This window comes from Anabaena sp. UHCC 0187 (genome assembly GCF_009712035.1).
Taxonomy (GTDB): domain Bacteria; phylum Cyanobacteriota; class Cyanobacteriia; order Cyanobacteriales; family Nostocaceae; genus Dolichospermum.
This window is the reverse complement of sequence record NZ_VILB01000002.1, coordinates 15,585-31,407: the sequence shown is the minus strand read 5'-3', so window position 1 is coordinate 31,407 and position 15,823 is coordinate 15,585. Positions and strand designations below refer to the sequence as shown.

Here is a 15,823-nt window from a genome sequence, read left to right as displayed (position 1 = left end):
AAAGAAGAAAGAAGAAAGAAGAAAGAAGAAAATTACCCAGTCCCCAGTCCCCAGTCCCCAGTCCCCAGTCCCCAATTATCAATTATCAATTGTTCCTGCATTTACATATAAAATCTGGGAAGATTTTAGCCATTGAGCATCAAAAGCACTCAAATGAGTGGTAGTAATCAAGGTTTGAAATCGGTCTTGAATAGCATCAAGTAATTGATTTTGGCGAGATGGATCTAATTCGGCTAAAACATCATCTAATAATAGTAAAGGTGGTTCATTAATAACTTCTTCAATTAATTGTAATTCTGCTAATTTTAAAGCTAAAACTAATGTTCTTTGTTGCCCTTGAGAACCATATTGACGCGCAGGAGTTTGATTAATAATTAATTCTACTTCATCCCGGTGTGGTCCGACTAAAGTTATACCTCGATGTAATTCGGCGATCGCTCTCTGTTGAAGTTTAGCAAAAAAAGCTGCTTGCAATTCTTGAAGAGAGGTTTTTTCTAGGGGAATATGAGAAGCATAGTTGATTTGCAGAACTTCAGATGCTCCACTAATACTAGCGTGCCAGGCAGAAGCTATGGGGGATAATCTTTGAATAGCTCTATCTCTTCTGATGATTACCCTTGTCCCCGCAGTCACTAATTGTGCATCCCAGATAGCTAATTCTGATTGTAGAGATTTTTCTTGTGTATTTATGTAACGTTTTAAAAAAGCATTGCGTTGGCGTAAAACTTGGTGATATTGGTGCAAGATATGAGCATAAACTGGTTCTAATTGAATTAATAGCGTATCTAACCAGTTACGACGACCTTCTGGACTACCGCGCACCAATTCTAAATCCAAGCTAGAAAACTCCACTGCATTGAGAACACCGAGAAAGTCCATTTGTCTGGGAACTGTTTGCCCATTTATAGCGACGGTGCGACGCGCTTGACGACGGAGTGTAAGAGTTAAATCACTATGGCTATGAATCCGTTCTAGGGTGGCATTAATTTGGGCTGTAGATTCACCTTCTTTAATTAAATCACGATCGCGTGCCATGCGGTGCGATCGCAATGTTGCCAATAACTCCACAGCCTCCAACAAATTCGATTTTCCCTGAGCATTATTACCCACTAAAATAGTTTTAGCTGCATTAAACTCAACTTTTTGGTTTTGGTAATTCCGAAATTGTCTGAGGTGTAAAGTTTGGAGGTACATATTCAACAATTAAAAATTGAAAATTAAAAATTAAAAATTAAAGAAAATTTCTAATTTTTAATTAAGTGAGGCACATTGTCAGAATCAGGATGTCCAGGATTAAAGGATTAGCAGGATGAAGGATGAGAACAGAGATTTTATTATCAAACTCACTGTTCCCCGTTGCCTGTTACGTTGTCAGAATCAGGATGTCTAGGATTAAAGGATTAACAGGATGAAAACGGCGATTTTATGTTTACCTCACTTTTCCCTGTTGAAATATTAAAAATTAAAAATCCAATCTTTGTGAATTATTAATTTTTAATTATTAATTTTTAATTCCTACACGGTTTTCTTGCCCATAAACCGGAAGAATATCTTTTCCCCTTCAATCCAGACAAACATTAAAGCACTAAATCCAATACAAATCATCAATTCGGAAAAACTGAGTTCATGAGTACCAAAGAAAGCTCGCAGGGGGGGAACATAAATTAACATCAACTGCAAAATCGTGGTGACAATTACAGATCCCAATACAAAGGGATTAGAAAAGGGATTCATTTCGATGGTAAGTCTATTATTAGAACGAATAGCGATCGCATGACCCATTTGCGCTAGACATAATGAAGTAAATACCATTGTTTTCCAAGTATCTGGATCTCCCTGATACCCAACTGCATGAGAATGTTTATAAGCCCATTCCATGAGAATAATGGTAATGATGGCAAAAACAATCCCAATGCGAATCATGTAAGAACCTAAACCCCTAGCAAAAATACTTTCACGGGGACTAAAAGGGGGACGTTCCATGACATCAGGTTCTGGTGGTTCTACAGCTAATGCTAAAGCTGGTAAACCGTCTGTGACTAAATTCATCCAGAGAATTTGCAAAGGACTCAAGGGAACGCCACCCAATCCTAACAATGGCGCAGCAGCAATGGTGAGAACTTCCCCAATATTACTCCCCAAAATGTATTTAATAAACCTGCGAATATTGGTATAAACAACTCGACCTTCTTTAGTTGCCGCAACTATGGTGGCGAAGTTATCATCTAGGAGGATCATGTCACTGGCTTCTTTGCTCACATCTGTACCTGTGATGCCCATGGCAATGCCTATATCAGCTTGTTTGAGGGCGGGAGCATCATTAACACCATCGCCTGTCATAGCCACAAATCGCCCGCGACGTTGCAGTGCTTGGACAATTCTTAATTTGTGTTCTGGAGAAACTCTCGCGTAAATACTAACTAAGTCAACCTGTTGTTCTAATTCTTGGTCACTGAGAAGTTGTAATTCCTTACCAGTGAGGACTCTATCACCTTCTTGGGCAATTCCCAAATCAATAGCGATCGCCTGAGCAGTTAATTGATGGTCGCCAGTAATCATAATGGGACGGATTCCCGCGTGGCGACATTCTTGTACAGCCGCCCTCACTTCTGGACGGGGCGCGTCTAGCATTCCCACCAAACCCAACCAAACCAAATCCACCTCAGATGTATCTTCTGAACCATCTGGGGGAACTTCCGTGAGGGGTTTATAGGCAAAACCTAAGACCCGTAAACCCTTACTCGCCATTTGGTCATTAGCTACCACAATTTGGCTGCGGTGTTCGTCACTGATAGGAATTGAATGATTACCTAAATGGATTTTTGTACACCTTTCCAACGTTAATTCTGGTGAACCCTTAGTAAACATCAGGTATTTTTCTTCGGATTCCACAAAACCAGCAATAGCTGGGTCAATGGCGGTTATGGAGGATTCACCAGTCGCTACAGCTTCGAGTTGACAAATCACACTCATGCGTTTCCGTTCTGAGGAAAAGGGAAATTCCGCCACACGGGGTAATTTACTACTCCATTGGTCTTGTTCAATTCCGGCTTTTCCGGCCAAAGTCACTAAAGCCCCTTCTGTGGGGTCGCCTAAAATTGCCCATACGCCTTGTTGTTGTTGCAGAACAGCATCATTACAAACAGCACAGGGAACAAGCAAAGCAGAAATTTCTGGACATTCATCTAAATTGGCTTTTTCACCATTTAACTGAAAATCGCCAATGGGGGTATAACCTTCTCCACTGACGCGAAAGGTAGAATTATTGGTGTACACAGACTGCACCACCATTTTATTTTGAGTCAGTGTCCCGGTTTTATCAGAACAAATGGTAGTTACAGAACCAAGAGTTTCTACGGCTGGGAGTTTGCGAATTAAAGCATGATGTTTGACCATGCGCTGAGTTCCCAAAGCCAGGGTAACGGTGATTACCGCCGGTAAACCTTCAGGAACTACCGCCACTGCCATACTTAAAGAAACTTCTACTAATTCTTGTAAATTCTTCCAGCCTATTCCCTGAGTTAGATCATGAATAAGTCCGCCGCCCACAACTATGGCGACAAGAACTAAAGAACCAGTAACGAGAACGTTACCCAATTGCGTCATTCGCTGCTGTAAGGGCGTAGGTTCACTGTCCACAGATTGCAACATGGCGGCAATTTTGCCGAGTTCTGTTCGCATTCCGGTGTGAGTTACCAGCACCTTCGCCCGACCTTGGAGAACTTCCGTACCTTGAAAAACTGAATTGAGGCGATCGCCTAATGGTGCATCTTCTGGTAATGTAAGTATGGCTTGCTTATTAACAGCTTCGGCTTCACCTGTAAGAGCCGATTCTCGCACCTGTAAATTAGATTGTTCTATTAAGCGACCATCAGCAGCTATTTGCACCCCAGCTTCCAGTAGCATCACATCCCCCGGTACTAGCTCCTTAGCCGCTACATCCCCCAGTTTATCGTCACGAAGGACTCGCACTGAGGGAGAAGATAGTTTTTTTAAGGCTGCTAGAGCTTTTTCGGCGCGGCTTTCTTGCACATAGCCCAAAATACCATTGAGGATAACTATGGCCATAATGGCAATGGTGTCTTTAAATGGCACTTCACCGGGTTTCAATGTCCCCCCAGTCAAAGCCAGTAAATCCAAAAAGCCAGAAATGAAGGCAACGGCAATCAGCATCAATAACATGATATTGGTAAACTGATCTAGCAGAATTTGCCAAGGGCTACGACCTCCATTTTCTTCAAGTTCATTGAGTCCATATTTCTGACGACGGTGTTCAACTTCTTGGGAAGTTAAGCCGCTGTTTGCGTCACTATCCAGCATTTCTAAGGCTTTATCAACTTCCAAACCATGCCAGAGGTTGGTAGATTCAGGTAAAGAATGAGCAGACATCGTGTAAGTTACAGGAAATGGTTACAAAATTCGATCATAATTTAGTGATGTCCGAAAATGTGGAATTTGTCAGTTGTCAGTGGTCAGTTGTCAGTTGTTAGTGGTAAAAATATTGTTCCCTGTTCCCTGTTCCCTGTTCCCTGTTCCCTGTTCCCTGTTCCCTGTTCCCTAATAAATAATAATTTATGACTAATATGCTCAATAACATGAGTTTTCCCCTACCCAGTTTGACAATAAACCAGATGTTTGGGCAAAAAATAATCAGACCAGTTACTGCTGCTACCCTCTACGGTATTGCTTTCATTAAAGATCGACTTATTGCTATTGATACGGTTAAAGGTCATTTATTAGAAATTGACCCTTTTACCGATAACAGCAAAATTATCAATCCCCACCAAGTCCGCGAATTTAAAGAAGTTACCGGTTTAGCTGTGTGGGACGATGATCTTTGGGTGACTCGTGATAATAGTGTATATTTATGCAAACTGGCATCTTTAGGGTTAGAGCATTTTGTGACTTTACCCTATCCTGCTGATGGCGTTGCTGTTTGGGAATCTACAGTTTATGTCAGTTGCCAAAGACTTGGCTATATCTTGATTTTTGACCGTGATACCCGCAAGGAAATCACTAGATTTTATGCCCCTGGTGTCGGTATCGAAAATTTGGCAGTTAGCAAAGAAACTTTGTGGGTATGCGATCGCACGGAACAAACAGTTTACTCTATGGATAGGGCAACGGGAGAAGTCCGTTTCAGTGTTCTCACGCCTTTTGATTCTCCTACAGGTATCGCCGTTCATGGACAGGATGAGACGGGTAAAGATCGTATTTATGTGGCATACTCCAGCGATGAACCTTATATTCGGGATAATCCCAACGCTGATCCCTGTTTTGAATTAACTTACCGCGATCGCACATTTATCCATTCTCTACAATATCATTACCAAGAGGATAAACGCTACGCCCTCTCTAATGGCTATCTGATAGAAATGTCCTATGTTGAAGAAATTTCCCCCCTCGATGAAGTTTATTTAGCCGATATAGAATGGCGCATTGCCTTACCTTCAGAAACAGAACGGCAAAAAGTCAAACAAGTTGAACCGATTGGTTTACCTTTCACAGAAGAAATCATTGACGGACAAAGAGTAGCCGTTTTTAAATTTGATAGCCTTGCCCCCGGAGAACGGCATATATTTGGCTGGAAGGCATTGGTAGAAGTACGCGGTATTAAACATCGCATCACGCCCAAAGACGTAGAAGATGTGCCAGAACTGTCACCAGAATTAAAAACTCGCTATCTGGTGGATGATGACGATTTAGCAATGGATACTGATATTGTCATCCGTGCAGCCCGGACAGCAGTTGGTTCGGAAACTAACCTGTTACGGAAAATGTACAATATCCGCAACTACGTCTACGATCAATTGTCATACGCCATTAAACCCCATATTGATTCACCCGATATCGCCTTAGATCGGGGGACTGGTTCTTGTGGAGAATATGTAGGTGTATTACTAGCACTTTGTCGTCTTAATGGCATTCCTTGTCGTACTGTTGGTAGATATAAATGTCCAGTTTATGCCGAACACCAGGGAATTCCCCTACAACCCGATTTTAATCATGTTTGGTTAGAGTTTTACATTCCTGGCATTGGTTGGTTACCAATGGAATCTAATCCTGATGATCTCGAAGAAGGTGGACCATATCCTACAAGATTCTTCATGGGTTTATGCTGGTATCATATCGAAATTGGTAAAGGCATCACCTTTGAAACCTTAACCAGAAATGGCATCCGCTTAACTAAAGAAGAGGTTTCACTGGGTGACTTGGCTATTAACCATATTCGGTTTACGATTCTGAAGGAATTACCACCTTTTTAAGGTTCTTATAATGCGGAGTGGCTTTTGCATGGTAGTTTTCAATACTTGTCGGCTGCTCCGTGAACTTTATTTTTAAATTGGTTAAGAATTTTTTAGTATTAATTATTTTTTACAGATGAGTTATTAAGTATAATTACTTATTTCTTCCAACAACTCTACACCTACTTTTAGAAGTCCCTATCGAGGTTTCACGAATTCTTATGATTACCATTGATTAGTGATCTTAGTCACCGATGTTTCTTTATAAGAAATTTATACTTGGATAGTAAAAATTCATTTTCACTTTATTTTCCAAGCTGCGTAAGTTTCCAGGCGATATGGTAAAATATTTATTATGAATATCTTACCTAATTATATGGACAAGAGATATTACTAAAACTGGGTTTTTACGGTTGACAAGCCTGAAAACATATAAAAAATTACATTCATCCCAGGTTGTAGGTAATAAAAAGTGAGTAATTATATCAGTTATGACCCAGAAAAAACCTCCCAATCAGCACATTCAGCCAAAATAGTTGGCAGTAGGTTAGACTATGCTCATAGTTTTCATGACTGTTATCATCAAGAACAGTTAATCTACCAGCATTTATTAAACTTAGTGCAAAATGAATCTCCTAATCAAATGATTGATAGATTCCGAGCGCTATTTATTGAAAGAGCCAATTATCCTGAGCCGGATATTCTCCTAATTTTAGATAAAATTACCGCATCTAAAACTGCGCCTGAAGAATTTAAGTTTTTTCTGAATCGGTGTTGCCATATTCTCATTAATTGCTGGTACATGAAACCCCAATTGCACTATGCAATTGCTGAGTTAATTAGTTTATTTGATGCTATACCTATCAGTTATAGAGTCACTAATTTACGTTCCCGCGAAATTAACCGGCTCCGTGAATTAGTTAAACAATTTGTGGACAGTGAACAATATTTAATTTTACGCCGCTTTACTCAAGTAGTAAATCAGACTCCTACCGTAGCGAACAGACGAGATAATCAGCCACTAATGAGTTTAATTCGTCGCTATCCTTATTTATATGAACATTGTTTAATTAGTGAAGATTCTACTTTTGAACAAAAAGAAACTGTGAGACATTTTCAGTCACAGGTACAAAGAAAATTTGAAATTGACTTATCACAATATGTAACTTATAAAGTGCGACGGATTCAGATGTTGAAAAATACTTCTTCCGCTGAAGCAGATCGGATTTTGCGCCCTATAAGTAATCCTACATTGTTAACTGATAGTGAACTATACACCACTTTAAAGCATTTTGTTGGTAAAGTTGAACATGGTAACACATATCATGAATCAGCCCAAAAGTTTATCCAATATGGTGGACAAGCCCGGAATTTCCGCAATTTTAAAGATGATTTATATGAATATTTAATATCTTCCGTAGACGGACAATACGGCAAAAAACAATTTAATCAAAAATTATATAAATATTTACAAAATATTTTGCCTCAAGCAGATGAGCAAAAAGTTAATGATTTATTATTAGTAAGAACTTGTAGTAGCTTATTAAACTTTTTAGTTGTTAATAACCAATCATCACCACAGCACTTTGTTTTCTTAGATTTGATTAGTAATCAAGGAACAGTCCCCACTATGGGTTTATTATTAAAAATTGTCCTGATTTGTGGTAAAGTCAAACCATATTTAGAAAGAAAATTTGCAATTTTATTTAATCACTATGAAACCTCTACCACTGATTCTGTTAGCTGGTTAGTGGGAACTTTAGAACAATTAAATATTGCTTTTAGTATTAACTTTGGTAATATAGATTTATCATTCTTTAAGAGATTCTGTTAAAAATAAAACATTTAGTAAGAGCAAAATATCCCTACTATTAAGATATGTAAATAGGGCTTGCTCATAGCCTGTTCTTATCCATACCCTTTATTTAACAAGGTTTTTGGCGATTTATTAATCCTTCAAAATCTTTGAAATATTTTGTGATCAATAAAACGTTAAAATCTTGAGTGGATATGGATTGAAATATTAGAGAATTATTTTTTTGGTTCCCGGCATAATTAAAGCGGGTTAAGCATCTTGAGGATTAAGACGACTCATTTGCCATGTGGTGTATGTACCTATGGGACTCCACAGTAAGTAGGGTAACAATAGTAGTGCTGCCAAAGGGGATACTGATAAAACGGCTAGTGTGATTAACATACAAATTAGTAATCCTGTCCCACCGAGAATTGTACCAACGATGAGACTACGAAGACGTAACATTACAGGGGTGTAAGCTATGGTAAATATCTCTAGAAGTAGGTATAAACCCATCATTAAGCGGGTTATATCGGTATTTGGGCTGTGTTCCCAAATTATGTAAGCTGACCAAGCACCACAAATAAATATTACAGTCCAAATCAGGGGAATTGCTGATTCAAACGTTAACCATTTAGGTCTTTGTAACCGCCGAAACCATTGACTCTGGTTCGGTGTAATCCAGTTGCCAGCGAAGCCTACCAAAAATGCGATACTGCCAATTATTATCCAAGATTTCATCATAACTGCCTTGGTGCTGACTTGCAAATAAGTCTGACGCAATGATATTACAATACAATATGCGGTTTATAGTAATTAAGAATTACCCAATTTCTAATTACTCTTCCACACGATAACCTAGTTCTGCTAACCGCACCCGCGAATGTCGCCATTTGGGTTGGACTTTGACAAATAATTCTAGATAAACTTTCCCAGCAATGAGCTTTTGAATTTGTTGCCTAGCTTCACTACCAACTGACTTGAGCATTGTCCCCCCTTTGCCAATGAGAATCCCTTTTTGAGAATCTCTTTCAACATGGATGGTGGCAAGAACACGGGTGATTTTTGGGCTTTCTTCGACTAAATCAATGGCTATGGCTACGGAATGGGGAACTTCTTGACGAGTTAATAATAATATCTGTTCTCGAATCAATTCACCCATGATAAATCGTTCTGGTTGGTCTGTTACTAAATCAGGTGGATAATAAAATGGTCCTGGTTCAAGATGACTAATTAATAAATCTTGTAATTGCGATAATTCTGCTCCGGTTTTAGCGGAAAATTTCACACTTTGCCATTTGTAGCTATTAGCTAATTGAATATAACTATCATCTATTTTTTGTGGATCTTCTGGTTGTTGATCAATTTTATTAATCCCCAAAATTACAGGTGTTTGACTATTAATTAGTAGTTCAGCCACATAGCGATCGCCTGGACCACAAGCTACTGTGCCATCAACTACAAATAATATCACATCTACCGAGTCAATGGCAATTTTGGCATTTTTTACTAGCACTTCCCCTAGTTGATGATGGGGTTTGTGAATACCCGGTGTATCTACAAAAATTAACTGGGCTGTTTCTGTGGTTAAAATCCCCTTTAAGCGATTGCGAGTAGTTTGAGATACTGGGGAAGTAATGGCTATTTTTTGCCCAACAAGTTCATTCATTAAAGTGGATTTACCCACATTAGGACGGCCGATAATGCCGACAAAACCTGATTTAAATCCAGCAGGTGCTTGGGGAATCATTACCCCACCGAAATCAGTAAAAATATTATTATCAATATTAGAGACTTGTGATTCTACTTGCATTGTTGACAGTTATGATTAATAGATTATTTTGACTTTGATGGAAATTCTCTTTCAAATTAGAGATATATTAATTATTGCATATTTATGGAAACGATAAAAAAGGATAAAGCAAAATTTTACTGTCTTGCCTAGCACAAATAGCAAACCATAATTATATTAAATACAGTGTCTTTATCTATCTCACTGACTATGACCATAGCCTCAACCGTAGTAAATCCTTATTTAGAAGGGAATTTTGCCCCCATAAACACAGAAATATCTACTGATACCTTAGAAGTTATCGGAGAAATCCCTCTAGACTTATCAGGGATGTTTGTCCGTAATGGACCCAACCCCCAATGGAGTCCCATTGGTCAATATCACTGGTTTGATGGCGATGGAATGTTACATGGTGTCCAAATCAACGACGGTAAAGCCACTTATCACAATCGCTATGTGAGAACTAGGGGCTGGAATATTGAACATGAAGCTGGTAAAGCTGTGTGGAGTGGACTTTTAGAACCACCGCAAATGGATAACCCCCACGGACCGGGGAAAAATACCGCTAATACAGCCCTTGTATGGCACAATCAACAGCTTTTAGCACTATGGGAAGGAGGTGCGCCCCATCACATCAGCACTACTGATTTAGCAACTATTGGGGAACACACCTATAATGATAAGCTAATTTCCGCTTTTACCGCCCATCCCAAGGTAGATCCTGTGACCGGGGAAATGATGTTTTTTGGTTACGGTTTTAGACCACCTTATCTACAATATGGCGTAGTTTCAGCCCAAGGTGAGTTATTACGAACAGTACCCATAGAAATACCCACAGCGGTAATGATGCACGATTTCGCCATTACGGAAAATTATACCATTTTCATGGATTTACCCTTGACATTTAGTATGGAACGAATGATGCAGGGAGAACCAATGTTGATGTTTGAGAGCGATCGCCCCAGTCGGTTTGGTATAATGCCTCGTCATGGTGACAACAGCAATATTCGCTGGTTTGAATGTCCTCCCTGCTACGTCTTCCACACCCTCAATGCTTACGAAGCGGGAGACGAAGTGATTCTTATCGCTTGTCGTATGAATTCTACTAGTGTCCTAATGGCTGAAAATCCTTTGGAAGACACGCCTTTTTTACACCGTTGGCGTTTTAACCTTAGCACAGGTGCAGTTACAGAAGAAAAACTAGATGATGTACCGGGAGAATTTCCCCGTGTTAATGAAAACCTGTTAGGAAGAAAAACCCAATATGGCTATGTAGGAAAAATGGCACATAGTCAAAATCCCTTATTTGATGGTTTAATCAAATACGATTTTGAAAATGGTAAATCCCAAACCCATGAATTTGGCAAAAATCGTTATGGTGGAGAAGCTGTATTTGCACCATGTCCTAATGCTACTGCTGAAGATCAAGGATGGTTGGTAACATTTGTTTATGATGAAAATTCCCAAACATCAGAACTCGTAGTTATCAACGCGCAAGATATCACCAGCGCACCCATAGCACGGGTAATGATTCCTCAGCGTGTACCCTACGGATTCCACGGTATTTGGATTTCTTAATTCAGTAGGTTGGGTTGACCTATGTTACCCAACATTATCATTATCAATTCTTTTGTTGGGTTGCGCTGTCGCTTAACCCAACCTACTTGGTAGGATTTTTCTCAACTAAATCAGAAAACTTTTTTAATATTTCCCAATACTTTTCTCCCGCAACAGAAGATAAATCATTATGACTGGCTTTTTCTACCCAAAAAGAAAGTTTGGGAGATGATACAGCCGCAAATAATTTTTCTCCATGATTAAAAGGAATAGTTTCATCAATTGTACCGTGCATAATCAAAACTGGACAGGTTACTTTTTTGATTTTGTCGAGATTAGTAAATTTATCAAAAGGTAAAAGTGGCACAGGAACAACTACCCGAAAAATAGAAGTAAAGCTACTTTCAACTATTAATCCAGCCACAGGTTTTTTAGATGCTAAATCTACCGCAGAACCGCCACCAACGGAACGTCCATAAACTATAATTTTTTGGGGAGGAATTTTTAAAGTTTGAGTTAAATAATTGTAAGCAGTATCAATATCTTGATAAGCAGCATTTTCTGTAGGTTTCCCTTCACTTGTTCCATAACCGCGATAATCATAAGCAAAGACACTAAAACCTAAAGCCAGAATTTTTTGTAAATGTGGTTTTATATATCCCAAATCTTCAGCATTACCATGAGCATAAAGAATGGTATATTTAGCTTGAGGATTTGGTAAATAAATTGCGGAAATACTTTTATTGTTTGCGGTTTTGAGCTTGAGAATATCCTGATTATCTTGATAACTAGATGCTTGAGGTAGAAAAATCATGCTATCAGCCCGGAAATAAACATAGACAGCAAAAAAAGCATAAATAAAAATGAGAGATTTTAACATTCGTTTCCAGGTTAAATCACCAATAAGTAGTTTTTTTAATTGTTGTTTATCCATATTTTGTTTTTATTTCGCGCAGAGACGCTAAGGAGCAATCACGCTTCGTGTTCGTGCAACGTGCCGGAGGCATATCTCGAAGAGTAGACGCAAAGAAAGACAGGAAGACTGCATTTAAACAAAAACTCCTGTCTTTAATCATCTTGAGATGATTTGTATCCATTATCTCACGGAAAATGCCTCGCTGAAACGTCGAGTGATTGGTTCAACAATAAATGTCAAAACCGATTTTTTCCGAGTAACAATTTCCGCATTGGCAGCCATACCTGGATTAAATTCTACCTCTTGTCCGCGCACATTCAAGGAATGTTTACTTAACTTAATTCTTGTGGGAAAAACTAAACCTAAGTCTTTATCAATTATGGCATTGGGACTGATTTGGACTACTTCACCTGCAACCACACCAAATTCTTGAAAAGGAAAAGTAGCGATTTTGACTTTCGCTTTCATTCCCTGATTAATAAAGCCAATATCACGGTTAAGAACTTTTACCTCTAGGAGCATTTCTTCTCCCGCTGGTAAAATTGATAGTAGTTCTTCTCCAGATTGAACTGGACCTTTGGTAGCTTTAATTTTGTAAATTGTTCCAGCAACGGGGGCTTTGATAGTTTCTCCATCTTTTTGTTGTCTAGCTTGTTCTAATTGACCAGCAACAGTAGTTAATTCTTCTTTGCGTTTGTTGATTTGGGTGAGAATTTCACTTTGACGTTCTGAGGTTAAGCGAATATTTTGATTACGCGCAGTTTGATAGGCTTGTTCTGCTTGATTGATTTCTTGAAATTGAGCCGAAATATCTTTTTCTAAAGATGTGACTCTATCTTTTGCTTCTGTTAAATTGTTTTGAGTTTTTGTAACTTCATCTGCACTCCTCACAATATCTGCATTGGCACGATTTAATCTTTCTTTAGCATCTAAATAATCAACTCTGGTTAAAGCACCTGGTTCAACTAAAGTGCGAAGATTTTCTTCACGTTGTTGAGCAATTGCTAAATTATTAGCTAACATAGAACTCAGGCTTTTTACATTCTCTAAGTTTTTCTGAACATTAGTAAAACTGATTTTGGCATTTGCCAAATTTTCTTGTAACCGACTCAAACGAACTTTGGCTTGATTAAGAATTGATTTTTGACGTTTGGTTTCAGCTTCTGCTGCTGCTTGCTTGGCTTTATAGTCTAATAAACGGGAGTTTAAAAGTTCATCTTGGAGAATTGTTCCCGCAGTTTTTCCCCCAGAACGTTCAGCTTGTAATCGTTGTAAATCATCTTCAATTAATTTACTAGATTTAGCCAGACGATTAACATCTGTTTGTTGGAAATTCGGATCACGTTGAATTAAAATTTGATCTTTAGTCACGCGATCGCCTTCTTTCACCTTCACTGCTAAAATAGAACCATTACCCAAAGCTGTCACCGGTCTGACTTGGGTAGAAGCAATTAATTCTCCTGGTGCAGTTGCAACTTCATCAATTTCTGAAAAATGCGCCCAGGAAATTGCACCAAATATGACAACACTAATTGTTCCCGCTAATAATCTTGTATACAGCGGTGGTAATTCCTGGACTGCTTTGCCCAATTCATAAGATAATTGCTCTTCTGGTTTAGCAAATCTTTCTTTTGTCTGACGCGCTTGCACAGCATTTGCAGCTAGGGAAAACTTCATAATTTGTTAATTGTTAGTTGTTCTTTTTATCAAGTTATCCCAATTTCATGTAAGCCTATATAAAACTAACTTTTAAAGGGGGAAGAGGCTTAACCTGGTAGTTTTATAAAGCTACATTAATAATTGGTATGAGCAATGACTAATGACTAAATCGCTAAATGTTTAATATTAATCTATGCCAACATCAAATATTGTTATATAGATAACAACTTTGCAGATGAGGTATGAAAATCAAACATTCTATTTCTCAAACTCTTACTCTCCGTGACTCTGCGCCTCTGCGTGAGAAAAAATCATACCTTCATTCACCAACGCCCAATTTCCCAAGGATCAAAGCTCAGTTTTCCTAGTTATTTTGAGAACATAGATTAATTTTTCTAAAAATTATCTGTATTTCTTCCTACAGTTAGAAGCAATTTTATCTACAATATACGTTAATAAGCTAGTAGCTTACTGACAAAAAAGTAGAAAATTAACTCTATGATTTACCACAGCGATTGCGTAGCATCTCGTAAAGAGGGAAAATTTCCAGGTGTGGGTGGGTTTGATTTATATTACCAAAGCTGGCATCCTGGGGGTGAAGTTAAGGGAATATTAGCCCTTGTCCATGGACTCGGAGGACACAGCGGACTTTACCAGACTATAGTTAAACATTTGTTACCCAAGGAATATGCTGTCTATGGCTTTGATTTGCGTGGTCATGGACGTTCATCTGGTCAAAGAGGTTACATTAATACCTGGGCTGAATTTCGTGATGACTTGCAAACTTTCCTCAATTTGATTCAACAACAACAACTAGGATGCCCAATTTTTCTATTGGGACATAGTATGGGGGGAGTAATTGCATTAGATTATACTCTGCGTTATCTGCAAGATAAGTCTGCGTTGTCAGGGGTGATTGCTTTCGCACCTAGCATTGGTAAAGTGGGAGTTCCCTTGACTCGTATAGTTTTAGGTAAGTTACTCTCCCAGGTGTGGCCGCGTTTTTCCTTAAATATTGGCTTGGACACCAGCGCAGGTTCACGAAATCAGCAAATTTTAGATTCCTATACTCAAGATAAATTACGTCATACTCTTGCTACTGCTAGGTTATCTACAGAGTTTTTTGCGACAGTAGATTGGATTCATGCTCATGCTGAAAAATGGCAAGTACCGCTGTTAATTTTACATGGTAGTGCTGATAGAATTGCTTTACCAGCAGGAAGTGAAATTTTTTATCAAAATGTTACCTATCCAGATAAGTTAAGAATTGAATACGCTGGGGGCTATCATGATTTACACTACGATATTAATTATCTTCAGGTAATCACTGATTTAGGTAATTGGATGGATCAACATTTACCTACTGTGGTAATGCCATTAAAACCAATAATGAATAATCAATAATATTAAACAAATTGTAGAGATGTTTTTTAGAACCTCTCTACAAGCATTATAGAAGATAGATATTTAAATTTGGTGGCTATTGACTGTCAATTAATCCGAAATAAATAAAAACCAGCAAGTACAAGAATGAAAATCGTAGTTGTAGAATAGACAATTACATCTTTTACTAAAAAGGAAATCCAATCTTTTCTCAATTCTTGTTTAAACTTGAGTTCTCGTAATTTACGCTCAAGCTCTATATCTTCTTTTTCAGGTAATCTGCTGTAAGGGCTAATTTGTAAATCATCAATTAATTCTTCTATAGCATTTGAATTTTGCCAATTATCTAACGTGGAATTATCATCAGCTAAAATAATTGGCAAATTATCCTGACTAAGATTTTTGATCTCTTTTTTAATTACCTTTTTGACAATTTTGACGATTAAAGCTTCTAAGTTTTTATCCGCCATATCTGA

11 protein-coding genes are annotated in these 15,823 nt (G+C 38.3%); 4 read left to right on the top strand and 7 right to left on the bottom strand.

What is annotated here, in order from left to right:
* Nucleotides 1-78 precede the first annotated feature (78 nt).
* Together recF and FJR11_RS01450 are read right to left on the bottom strand one after the other, a co-directional pair.
* The gene (recF, locus tag FJR11_RS01455; protein WP_168501951.1) at nucleotides 79-1,194 is read right to left on the bottom strand and encodes a DNA replication/repair protein RecF; all 1,116 of its coding nucleotides are present in this window, start codon (nucleotides 1,192-1,194) and stop codon (nucleotides 79-81) included.
* 321 nt (nucleotides 1,195-1,515) lie between these two features.
* Nucleotides 1,516-4,389 (bottom strand): cation-transporting P-type ATPase, encoded by a 2,874-nt coding sequence (locus tag FJR11_RS01450; protein ID WP_168501950.1) that lies wholly within the window; start codon nucleotides 4,387-4,389, stop codon nucleotides 1,516-1,518.
* 206 nt (nucleotides 4,390-4,595) lie between these two features.
* On the opposite strand from FJR11_RS01450, the gene FJR11_RS01445 reads away from it, so the two are divergent.
* Both FJR11_RS01445 and FJR11_RS01440 read left to right on the top strand, forming a co-directional pair.
* Entirely contained in the window at nucleotides 4,596-6,266 is a 1,671-nt protein-coding gene (locus FJR11_RS01445) for a transglutaminase domain-containing protein (protein WP_168502149.1), read from the top strand.
* 451 nt (nucleotides 6,267-6,717) lie between these two features.
* Nucleotides 6,718-8,079, top strand: coding sequence for a hypothetical protein (locus FJR11_RS01440; protein ID WP_371417428.1), 1,362 nt, complete (start codon nucleotides 6,718-6,720; stop codon nucleotides 8,077-8,079).
* Between the two features lie 231 nt (nucleotides 8,080-8,310).
* On the opposite strand, the gene FJR11_RS01435 is transcribed toward FJR11_RS01440, so the two are convergent.
* Both FJR11_RS01435 and era read right to left on the bottom strand, forming a co-directional pair.
* Nucleotides 8,311-8,784, bottom strand: a complete 474-nt coding sequence (locus FJR11_RS01435) for a TspO/MBR family protein (protein ID WP_168501949.1) — start codon at nucleotides 8,782-8,784, stop codon at nucleotides 8,311-8,313.
* 94 nt (nucleotides 8,785-8,878) lie between these two features.
* Complete coding sequence (era, locus tag FJR11_RS01430; protein ID WP_168501948.1) at nucleotides 8,879-9,853, bottom strand: GTPase Era; 975 nt, start codon at nucleotides 9,851-9,853, stop codon at nucleotides 8,879-8,881.
* A gap of 189 nt (nucleotides 9,854-10,042) precedes the next feature.
* Here era and FJR11_RS01425 point away from each other — a divergent pair, with 189 nt between their 5' ends.
* Entirely contained in the window at nucleotides 10,043-11,410 is a 1,368-nt protein-coding gene (locus tag FJR11_RS01425; protein ID WP_174762892.1) for a carotenoid oxygenase family protein, read from the top strand.
* A gap of 82 nt (nucleotides 11,411-11,492) precedes the next feature.
* On the opposite strand, the gene FJR11_RS01420 is transcribed toward FJR11_RS01425, so the two are convergent.
* Nucleotides 11,493-12,323: an alpha/beta hydrolase gene (locus FJR11_RS01420; protein WP_168501947.1), complete on the bottom strand. Its 831-nt coding sequence runs from the start codon at nucleotides 12,321-12,323 to the stop codon at nucleotides 11,493-11,495.
* 162 nt (nucleotides 12,324-12,485) lie between these two features.
* Nucleotides 12,486-13,982, bottom strand: coding sequence for an HlyD family efflux transporter periplasmic adaptor subunit (locus FJR11_RS01415; protein ID WP_168501946.1), 1,497 nt, complete (start codon nucleotides 13,980-13,982; stop codon nucleotides 12,486-12,488).
* Between the two features lie 480 nt (nucleotides 13,983-14,462).
* Between FJR11_RS01415 and FJR11_RS01410 the strand changes: the two genes are divergently transcribed.
* Nucleotides 14,463-15,368, top strand: coding sequence for an alpha/beta hydrolase (locus FJR11_RS01410; RefSeq protein WP_168501945.1), 906 nt, complete (start codon nucleotides 14,463-14,465; stop codon nucleotides 15,366-15,368).
* An 86-nt stretch (nucleotides 15,369-15,454) separates the two neighbouring features.
* On the opposite strand, the gene FJR11_RS23290 is transcribed toward FJR11_RS01410, so the two are convergent.
* Complete coding sequence (locus FJR11_RS23290; protein ID WP_174762884.1) at nucleotides 15,455-15,817, bottom strand: hypothetical protein; 363 nt, start codon at nucleotides 15,815-15,817, stop codon at nucleotides 15,455-15,457.
* Nucleotides 15,818-15,823: the final 6 nt, after the last annotated feature.

Coding starts and splice junctions, on each gene's coding strand:
- recF (WP_168501951.1), bottom strand. CDS start 1,194: ATGTACCTCCAAACTTTACACCTCAGACAATTTCGGAATTACCAAAAC.
- FJR11_RS01450 (WP_168501950.1), bottom strand. CDS start 4,389: ATGTCTGCTCATTCTTTACCTGAATCTACCAACCTCTGGCATGGTTTG.
- FJR11_RS01445 (WP_168502149.1), top strand. CDS start 4,596: ATGAGTTTTCCCCTACCCAGTTTGACAATAAACCAGATGTTTGGGCAA.
- FJR11_RS01435 (WP_168501949.1), bottom strand. CDS start 8,784: ATGATGAAATCTTGGATAATAATTGGCAGTATCGCATTTTTGGTAGGC.
- era (WP_168501948.1), bottom strand. CDS start 9,853: ATGCAAGTAGAATCACAAGTCTCTAATATTGATAATAATATTTTTACT.
- FJR11_RS01425 (WP_174762892.1), top strand. CDS start 10,043: ATGACCATAGCCTCAACCGTAGTAAATCCTTATTTAGAAGGGAATTTT.
- FJR11_RS01420 (WP_168501947.1), bottom strand. CDS start 12,323: ATGGATAAACAACAATTAAAAAAACTACTTATTGGTGATTTAACCTGG.
- FJR11_RS01415 (WP_168501946.1), bottom strand. CDS start 13,982: ATGAAGTTTTCCCTAGCTGCAAATGCTGTGCAAGCGCGTCAGACAAAA.
- FJR11_RS01410 (WP_168501945.1), top strand. CDS start 14,463: ATGATTTACCACAGCGATTGCGTAGCATCTCGTAAAGAGGGAAAATTT.
- FJR11_RS23290 (WP_174762884.1), bottom strand. CDS start 15,817: ATGGCGGATAAAAACTTAGAAGCTTTAATCGTCAAAATTGTCAAAAAG.